This window comes from Arthrobacter glacialis (assembly GCF_002909445.1).
GTDB classification, from domain to species: domain Bacteria; phylum Actinomycetota; class Actinomycetes; order Actinomycetales; family Micrococcaceae; genus Specibacter; species Specibacter glacialis.
In genome coordinates, this window is sequence record NZ_PPXC01000058.1 from 294 (window position 1) to 1,062 (window position 769).

The following is a 769-nucleotide window of genomic DNA, read 5'->3' on the forward strand; positions in this document are numbered from 1 at the left end:
CAGCAAGCTGCTGCGATCAATGAGCCAGCTGGGGACATTGCTGTCGTGAGTGATGATGTCACTTGGATTGACGTGAGAATGTGAGTCCTGCCGAGCCAACTATTGGGTGGATCAGATAGGCCTTTCTCATCTGATCTTTGAAAACTGATGGGGGCTATCGCCAAAGAATGACCTTGAGGCAGCTTTTGCTGAGCCTGCAGAGTCACCATTTTCGTGGCTCTACAGGCGTGCCTCCCCTGCCCTTTGCTTCAAGCCCCTGGTTAAATGCCTTGCGAGTTACGAAACGCACGGAATCGCTCGCAGGCTTCCTGCGACGAATCACCCAGGTGCCACAGCGTGCCTTCTGACGCTAGATAGGCCGAAGTCTCCTCTTCCCATAGCACGGCAAAGGCAGTCGTCGAGATGAGAAATCCATCGCATTTGCCGTCCATGACAGCATTCTGCAGCACGTTTCTGTGACTCTCAATAAACTCTGAATTGAACGCGCTCAGTACGCCTCTCGCATCAGCTTTGTTAGGACCACTCACGACTTTCCCGACAGGGACCAAATCGTCCAAATTGAGGGCAATGATTCCGCCATTGTTGAACGGTGCCAGCTGCCTAGCAGCATGGCTGACACGCTTCTCAACCCCGAGCGTTGACCAGATCTTCTTGCATGCGATCGGGTAATCGCCCATGCCGAAGTCAACCAGGATATCTGGCTCTGCAGCTTTGGCCGTAAGCCCACGGCTCTTCAAGTCGGAAAGCAGCACCAGCTACCACAGAGCGT

Annotated in this window: 1 protein-coding gene; it reads right to left on the minus strand. The window is 53.8% G+C overall.

The genetic code is table 11. The features are described from left to right. Positions 1–260: 260 nt before the first annotated feature. Positions 261–752 (minus strand): hypothetical protein, encoded by a 492-nt coding sequence (locus CVS27_RS20410; RefSeq protein ID WP_207767611.1) that lies wholly within the window; start codon positions 750–752, stop codon positions 261–263. Between the last annotated feature and the right edge of the window lie 17 nt (positions 753–769).